Origin of the sequence: Brevibacillus sp. HB2.2, from assembly GCF_013284275.1 — a bacterium.
In the GTDB taxonomy this organism is placed as follows: Bacteria; Bacillota; Bacilli; order Brevibacillales; family Brevibacillaceae; genus Brevibacillus; species Brevibacillus brevis_D.
Genome location: NZ_JABSUV010000037.1, coordinates 54152 through 61869 on the forward strand (window position 1 = coordinate 54152; position 7718 = coordinate 61869).

7 protein-coding genes are annotated in these 7718 nt (G+C 47.0%); 4 read left to right on the top strand and 3 right to left on the bottom strand.

From position 1 onward, the window contains the following. Positions 1 to 195 precede the first annotated feature (195 nt). Positions 196 to 2295, top strand: coding sequence for a sigma-54 interaction domain-containing protein (locus HP401_RS22985; protein WP_173606654.1), 2100 nt, complete (start codon positions 196 to 198; stop codon positions 2293 to 2295). 502 nt (positions 2296 to 2797) lie between these two features. Here HP401_RS22985 and HP401_RS22990 read toward each other — a convergent pair. From HP401_RS22990 to HP401_RS23000, 3 genes are all read right to left on the bottom strand, one after another. Next, a complete protein-coding gene (locus tag HP401_RS22990; protein ID WP_309145150.1) occupies positions 2798 to 3292 on the bottom strand; it encodes a GNAT family N-acetyltransferase in 495 nt (164 codons plus the stop codon). 117 nt (positions 3293 to 3409) lie between these two features. Then, on the bottom strand, positions 3410 to 4279 hold the full coding sequence (locus HP401_RS22995) for an AraC family transcriptional regulator (protein WP_173606656.1): 870 nt from the start codon (positions 4277 to 4279) through the stop codon (positions 3410 to 3412). Between the two features lie 82 nt (positions 4280 to 4361). Beyond that, on the bottom strand, positions 4362 to 5345 hold the full coding sequence (locus HP401_RS23000; RefSeq protein WP_173606657.1) for a LacI family DNA-binding transcriptional regulator: 984 nt from the start codon (positions 5343 to 5345) through the stop codon (positions 4362 to 4364). A gap of 121 nt (positions 5346 to 5466) precedes the next feature. Here HP401_RS23000 and HP401_RS23005 point away from each other — a divergent pair, with 121 nt between their 5' ends. From HP401_RS23005 to HP401_RS23015, 3 genes are all read left to right on the top strand, one after another. Beyond that, positions 5467 to 6096, top strand: coding sequence for a YczE/YyaS/YitT family protein (locus HP401_RS23005; protein WP_172142648.1), 630 nt, complete (start codon positions 5467 to 5469; stop codon positions 6094 to 6096). Positions 6097 to 6109: 13 nt separating this feature from the next. Then, on the top strand, positions 6110 to 6835 hold the full coding sequence (locus tag HP401_RS23010; protein ID WP_173606658.1) for a hypothetical protein: 726 nt from the start codon (positions 6110 to 6112) through the stop codon (positions 6833 to 6835). A 130-nt stretch (positions 6836 to 6965) separates the two neighbouring features. Further along, the gene (locus tag HP401_RS23015; RefSeq protein WP_173606659.1) at positions 6966 to 7652 is read left to right on the top strand and encodes a class I SAM-dependent methyltransferase; all 687 of its coding nucleotides are present in this window, start codon (positions 6966 to 6968) and stop codon (positions 7650 to 7652) included. The last annotated feature ends 66 nt before the right edge of the window (positions 7653 to 7718 follow it).

Sequence of the window (7718 nt, forward strand, 5' to 3'; positions counted from 1 at the left end):
TCTTTTCTAGTATCTCGTTTAGCTCTACCGGATGTATAGCAAGATTTGTGCCAAAAGCATATTGTTATAAAAGTTAAGCATTTCTGAACAATCCTGGTTTTTTAGGTTATAATATAGGTTGTTTTTAATAGATATCCGCTCCAATATTTTCACCCAAATCTAAAAGCTATTCGGCAAATATAAAGGAGTCGCATCATGATAAAACAGAACCCATGCATCTTGTTGATGACCCGGCTGGAGACGATCAGCTTGGTGTTTGCAAACACGCTCACGTCTTTTTTCGGCAACCGCTTGAACATCATTCGAAACCATATGCAAGAACGGCTTCACCCGAGTGTGTACGATGCAGTTGACCTCATTCTCGTTTCGGACACCAGTCTCTTGCATGATCAGCCAGCTCTTCCGTCAGACATCCCCGTGCTGCTAGCAAGGCGCACGATTGACATTAACAAGTTGGATCAACTCATGGATTTACCTCCAGGAACGCGCTGTCTGTTTGTTTCCAACTCCATCGAAATGGTAGACGGCGCGATTGAGCTATTGTTTCATCTCGGATTCTCCCATCTGACTTTTATACCGTACGTACCCGATACCGAGACCCCGCTTCCTGAAAAAGATCAAATAGATGTCGCTGTCTGTCATGGACTCAGGGAGCTGATTCCAGCTCATTTTGAAAACGTCATTGAATTGGGGCACCGCCCTTTGGACTTGACGACGATCTTTGATATTTCGCGCCTGCTTGATCTGTCTCCAGATAAGGCAAACCTGTATACGGCTGACTTCATCAGTGATTTCGTCCATATCGGGCGCAAGCTGACCAATTCGGTACATAATGAGCGGAAGCTGAATGAAAAGCTGAGCTCCATTTTAAATGCCGTTCATGAAGGCATTATTGGCACAGATGCCACAGGGAATATTACTGTGCTAAACAAAGAAGCGGAGAAAATTTTACATATGACTGAAGCAACTTGCATCGGACGAAATATAGCGGAGGTCATTCCCGAATTTCATATTCTGGAGGTAGTCGAGTCACACACAGAAGTAACGAAGCAGGTATTGGAGTTCCGCGATTTGTACCTCTTGGTTACCAAGATTCCCACGTTCTTGGATGATCAGTTTCTTGGGGCAGTCATTACCTTTCAGGACGTGACGAAGGTACAGCAGATCGAACAGGAAATACGGACGAAGAGTGCCAATCTCGGACTGATGACCAAGTATACGTTTGACAATATCATCGGCAAAAGCACGTCCATTCAGGCTAACAAGCGTGTGGCGACCAAACTGGCCGAAAGCGACTTTACAATTCTCATTACAGGAGAAAACGGAACGGGGAAGGAAGTTTTTGCCCAAGCCATCCATCACCACTCGACGCGTCGTGACGGTCCGTTCGTCCCCGTCAACTTCGCAGGGCTGACCGAGAGCTTGGTAGAGAGCGAGTTGTTCGGGTACGAGGAAGGTTCTTTTACAGGGGCACGAAAAGGCGGAAAGATGGGGCTATTCGAGCTGGCTCACAACGGGACCATTTTTCTGGACGAGATTGGGGATGCCCCACTCAGCATCCAAGCGGCACTGCTTCGCGTTCTCCAAGAAAAGCAGGTCATGCGTGTAGGGGGCTATCGCGTCATTCCAGTCAATGTCCGCGTCATCGCTGCTACCAATTGCAACTTGATGGAAATGGTCAAAAAAGGGACGTTTCGCGAGGATTTGTACTACAGACTGAACGTCCTGCCGTTGCACATCCAGCCCTTGCGTGATCGTCCAGACGATATTTTGGTGCTGATCGATTATTTCTTGCAGAAAAAAAAGCAACGTCTGTCCTTCTCCCGTGAAGTGACGGAACAACTACTCCGTTACGATTGGCCAGGCAATATTCGCGAGCTGGAAAATTTCATTCACTATGCAGTCGTTATCGCAGAGGGGAATCAGGTGGAGCTCGCTCATTTGCCAGAGCGTTTTTTTGCGGGGCATGTCTCTACTCCACCACTTCTCTCTCACCGGGATGATACGTTGGAGGATACAATCCGGTATTTGTCCAGGCAAGGCTCCTTGGTAGATTACACAGCAATCCTGCAAGTGCTGTCCGATTGCTACAAGCGTCAGGAGCGTACTGGACGCAGTGCCCTGCTCGCGAGAATGAACGGTGGCCCCTCCATGACTGAAGCCCAAATCAGGCACAAGCTGACCATGCTGGACCGCGCTGGGTGTGTCTCGATCGGGGTCAAGAAGCAAGGGACGCAGATTACCGCGTTTGGGCAGCAGGTGTTGGAAGCTTTGCTGATTGCTACGAAGGGGTAATTATTGTTGTCTTCTTACCATTGTGGAGACCGAAGCCCTGCCACATGTTTTCCAGTCGCCTATATCCTCACTCCGTTCGGGCGGTCTCCTTCCAAACATGTGGTAGGACTTCTTTACAGCTATGTTATTATTCATTCTTTAAGCCGTTTTGAAAGTCAGTGCAAAGTAGCTTACTTACTACAACTTCTTGAATCTCACTTTCAAGGTCGAAAGCCGCATAGGAAGAAGTGCATTTCCAGTCCAAGCGCCTCTGGAGCCCTACCCAGCTTCGGCATAAATGGCGGGGAATTTCAGCTTCACTTATGGAATCCTTCATCGAAACTTCTACGTTTGAAGCGCTCCCGCCATTTATGCCGAAGCGTACAGTCAATCCCCCATGCGGGGCGTAGGTCGAAGCGCAGACTGGAAATGCACTTCTTCCCTCCACTACAGCATCGATACAGCATATGAAAAACAAAAAAGCGGCAAGTTTTTAACTCCTCCGCTTTTTTCATGAATCCACCTACGTAGTCACGATGGACGACTCTATTTTTTCTGGTTGAATCATAGGCAAAATAGGCAGCTCCATCAAATTCCGATGCTTGCCCGGCCCGTAGTAATCCTTCTCAGCATGAGCCAGACGGAAGCCATAGGCAGACAGCGCGCGAATAGAGGATGCGTTCGTTTCACTCACCGTAACCTGCACAGTGCGAAGTGTTGGAAACTGGCGCAGGGCTTGCAGTCTGGCTTCGATTAGCCGCTTGCCGATGCCTTGACCTTGAAACTCCTTGCTCACATTGCTGAACAGAAGCCAACCAGTCGTCTGGTACATATCAATGCCGGCGCAGCTAAAACCGATGAGCTGGCCGTTGTAGGTCGCCTTGAAAATCAGCTCAGGAAACATCTCCATATACTTTTTCAGCTCATGCAAGTTCATTCGATCGGGTAATGTCATATCTGCCAACGTAATCATTTCAGCAAAATCATCTCTTACGACGCGCTCAATCTGCACTTCCACCCTACCCGCCTCCTGTACATTCGCTCTTACATTTACACTGTAGCAAACGGGTATAAAGCTGGAATGGATGGCGTGTGAAAGTACTGTAAAATTCATTGCGTTCGGCTGAACAAACACCTATAGAATCGGGATGTAAATAGATACTCTCATCGCCTCAGGAAAGCGTGAACCCCTCACATCTGTCACTTCAAAATCCGGTCCTTCGCCTCTCTCATAATTCGATTGAGGTAACCATGTTCCATAAATGTAGCGACGTGTGTTTTGCACAAGGTCGGCATCACCCGTCACTTTGAATTCCGCGTATTTTCCGCCAGGCAAGACGAGCGAAATAAAGCCTTCGGACAGTTCATCAGGAACATGATGCACAGCCTCCCCGATCACAAAGGAAAAGCCCCCGTCATCTTCAAATTCGCAGGCGATTCCGTACGACATATCCTCCGCCGCTTTATTCGGAATCCGCAAATAGTCTTGATTACGTCCAAATTCATAATAGAAGCCCGGAATGTCTTTGAAATGCTGCTCATCCTGTAAGCTCGTCCGGAACCTCCGCCCAATGATACGAATGTCATCCAATGTCGTGATGGTTGGTTTGTTCATCATAATCTCCCCTTTGATCGTTTGGCGAAAGGCCAAAAAGTCCATCTTGGCTAGATAAGGCAGCGAATGATTTTCTTTTCGATATCTTCCAGGTGTAATGCCGAACTGCTTCTCGAAAGCGCGAGTCAATGCTTCCTGCGACTGGTATTGATAGGTCACGGCAATTTCGAGCACATTGTCACTTGTCTGTTTTAGTGCCAGTGCAGCTTCCGACAGTCTGCGCTTGCGAATGTACTCCTGTACACTGAAGCCTGAGATTGCCTGAAACAGACGTTGAAAATGAAACGCAGAGAAATGCGCCCTAGAAGCAATATCTGTGATGTTCATTTCTTCCTGAAGATGCTCTTCGACATAATCAATCGCGTCCTGAATCCGCTTGTACGTGTCCATCTTTGACTTCCTTCACCTATTTTTTCTTTAGTATGCGGGAGATGCCGAGCGTTTTTTTGATCAACTGTGCTATCTTTCAAGCTCACGTGGTCAATCGCTCTACCAATTCTGGCGACAGTTCCTTCTCTTCCTTTTTCCCATCCAGCTGCTGTGTCCAAATCCGCTCATACAGCATCTCAAAAGCGTATTTTCCCATCAACGTACTGGAGCTGGATACAGTGGTGATCTCTAGTAATTCTCCGATTGGCTGATCATCGCAACCGACTACGGCTAAGTCTTCTGGTACGCGAATCCCCAATCTACTCGCCTCTTTGATGATCCCTGCCGCTATATGATTGCAAGATACGATCATTGCTGTCGGCCGCTCTTCTAAATGCAGCAACTTCCCCACAACATCCTTGCCATCCTGGATCGTTAAACATTCTTCAAATGACCACTCAGGGGAAGGTGTCACGTCAATCGAATGCAGCTTTTCGTAATAGGCACGCTTACGATACTGACTGTTAAAGCTGTTTTTTCTGCCGATGCAATACCCGATTCGGCGATGCCCCTTCTTCATCAGATATTCCATCCCGATCAGAAACGTTTGATAGTGGTCGATATGAACACTCGAAACAGATGTGGTATCATTTGCTTCACACGTGATGATAGGTCCGTATCCTGCGTATTCATTGAGCGTTTCGCAAGAGCTGGACCTGGAGCACATGATAAGCCCGTCGATTTTTTTATTTTTGAGCAAGTGTAAAACGCTGCGTTCTTGCTCGGGGTTGTTATTCGTTTGGCACACCATCAGCTTGTAATGATGCTGGGCTGCTTCTGCTGCTATCCCTTCGATAATGGAGCTGTAGTATTGGTTGTTGACGAGAGGCAATGTCACACCGATGACCATCGTTTTTCCGGTAGAGAGGTGGACCGCATTACTGTTTTGAACATAATTTTGTTCTTCAATAATCTTGAGAATCTCCGCGCGTTTTTTCTCGTTCACGTACGGATGGTTGTTAAGTACACGGGAAACGGTTGAAACGGATACACCTGCCAATTTCGCGATTTCTCTTATGTTAGCCACTCAGATTACTCCTCGACGTCGGATCAGTACTTATTACATACATCAAAACACATTCCGCTTGCTCTGAAAAGCGTTCCACATCTTATGCTCTCCTTATGTAGAATGAAAGGAGTCGTGCTTTGTGATTCGCTTAAAATTTGAACATCTCTTGTTTATCGTAGGCTTATTGATTTTGGCGCTCGGGATCAACATGATGACGACCATTACATCCTTTGGTCTTAGCCCGTATGATTCTCTGTTTATTGCCCTGCATCAAAACTTCGGGATATCGATTGGCTTTTGGATGTTTGCCATTAACCTGACCTTTGTCATCATCGTCCTTTTCATGGATCGCAGTTATATTTCTGTCGGCGCCATTTTGGTCATGGTGCTGATCTCCGTCTTTGTCGATTTGATCGGGTCCATCGATGGGCTCATGGCTGGTATCCGTTCATTGCCGCCGCTTCTGACCATGGCACTCGGAAACATTTGCATCGGCAGCGGTATCGGGTTGTATGTGTGTACGCAAGTGTGCACAGCTCCCCAAGAGGCATTTGTACTGGTTATGTCGAAAAGATTAAAGTGGACATTCAGACGGACAGAAATATTGCTGGCGTGCATGTTTCTTAGCGCAAGCTTCCTGTTAGATGGCCCGATTTATTACGGAACAGTCGTGCTGTCGTTTACGACTGGCTACATTATTCAAGCTGCAATCAACGTCGGGAATAAAATGCTTCGTCTCGCCAATCAAAGGAAGGGGGCGGAGGCATAATAGGAGGAAAGCCTTGAGAATTTTTCGACCAAAAGTTGTGTGTTCGCTTGCAGTGAGCCTGTTTCTATTGCTTGGTGGTTGTTCCTCTTCCACTGGTCTCGTAAAAGCTGGAGGAGATGTTTTTGCCCAGAGCGAAATTCACAGACTGACCCAAGATCCTGAAAACGTGACGCATTACCAGCCGATGAGTATTCAGGAATTGACACCGCTATTGCCTTCGTCTTTCCAAAGCCGTATCAGGTCAATGGATAAAACGAAGCTGCCTTTTCCTGTCGAAAAAGAGATGGCCTATCTCGTCTCATTCTCCTCAGGCTCCGAAAAAGAAACACGATACCAGCTACAGCTGACATACACGCAGAATAACGAAGTCCCTATTACGGAAAACTTCTTCATCTTACGCATGACAGAGACAGATGAAAACCCCTTGGCCCATGTGAAACCATCTGCTTCTGGACTGGATTCGTTTGGGAACGTCATGCGCGTTGAGCCATTGACCGACGAAATCACTTTCTATCATCATATCATCACGACAAACAGCTCTTATGTGTATAACTTTTACAAATATGATGATAAAAATCACGCAGTCAATCTGATCGTTACAAACGCCCATGAGATGGAATTCTATGATCAAGGAATCTTTTATCATCTCGCGTACCACACCGGAAGCAATCAACTGGACCCTACCCTTCATGATCAGATGGTAGCGCTGGCGAAAGACTTAATTTCTGTCCGTTCCTAAATGAAAAAGAAGGATTCCCCTGTCGCTCATAAGACTGCGAGGCGGAATCCTTTTTTCTATCTCTTGACCTTCACGTGGCGTGAGGCTTTACCATATTTCCCAGTACGATCAAGTAACTGGAGGATGAACGATGCCAAACCACGAACAAATTTATAAAACGCAAGCGGAACAGTACGATTTGATGATTTCCAGACAACCAAGTCTGCTTGCTGTCATCGAAGAAATCACCCCTATCAAAGGACAGGACGTGATCGATCTGGGAGCTGGCTCAGGAAGACTCACCTCTGTGCTTGCCCCTCATGCCAAGTCCATTCTTGCTCTGGATGCTTCCGCCGCTATGCTAGAAGTGAATGCACAACAGCTGACGCATGCCGGTCTTTCCAATTGGAAAACCAGCGTAGCGGATCATCGAAATATTCCCGCGGACGATAACAGTGCGGATGTCATCGTAGCAGGGTGGACGGTTTGCTACCTCACCAGTTCTGAAGTTCCCAACAACGAGCTCAATCTGGAACAGATCATTCTGGAGATGAAACGCGTACTCCGTCCTGGTGGAATGATCGTCATCATGGAGACAATGGGGACCGGATACGAAGCACCTCATCCACCCGAATTTCTTACACAGTATTATTCCTTGTTAGAAAACAAATACGGCTTCTCTCACAAATGGATTCGCTTGGACTACCAATTTGCAGACTTGGAAGAAGCAGAACGGCAAGCAAGGTTTTTCTTTGGTAATGAACTTGCGGACAGAGTCGTTGCGGAAAAGCTGGTGACTTTGCCGGAATGCGCGGGAGTTTGGTGGTTGGAGGTATGATTGCAAAAAAGCCATCCGAGAAGGATGGCTTCTTTTATTCCCTGAAAACTGGATCTGCATGATCAA

Coding starts and splice junctions, on each gene's coding strand:
- HP401_RS22985 (WP_173606654.1), top strand. CDS start 196: ATGATAAAACAGAACCCATGCATCTTGTTGATGACCCGGCTGGAGACG.
- HP401_RS22995 (WP_173606656.1), bottom strand. CDS start 4,279: ATGGACACGTACAAGCGGATTCAGGACGCGATTGATTATGTCGAAGAG.
- HP401_RS23015 (WP_173606659.1), top strand. CDS start 6,966: ATGCCAAACCACGAACAAATTTATAAAACGCAAGCGGAACAGTACGAT.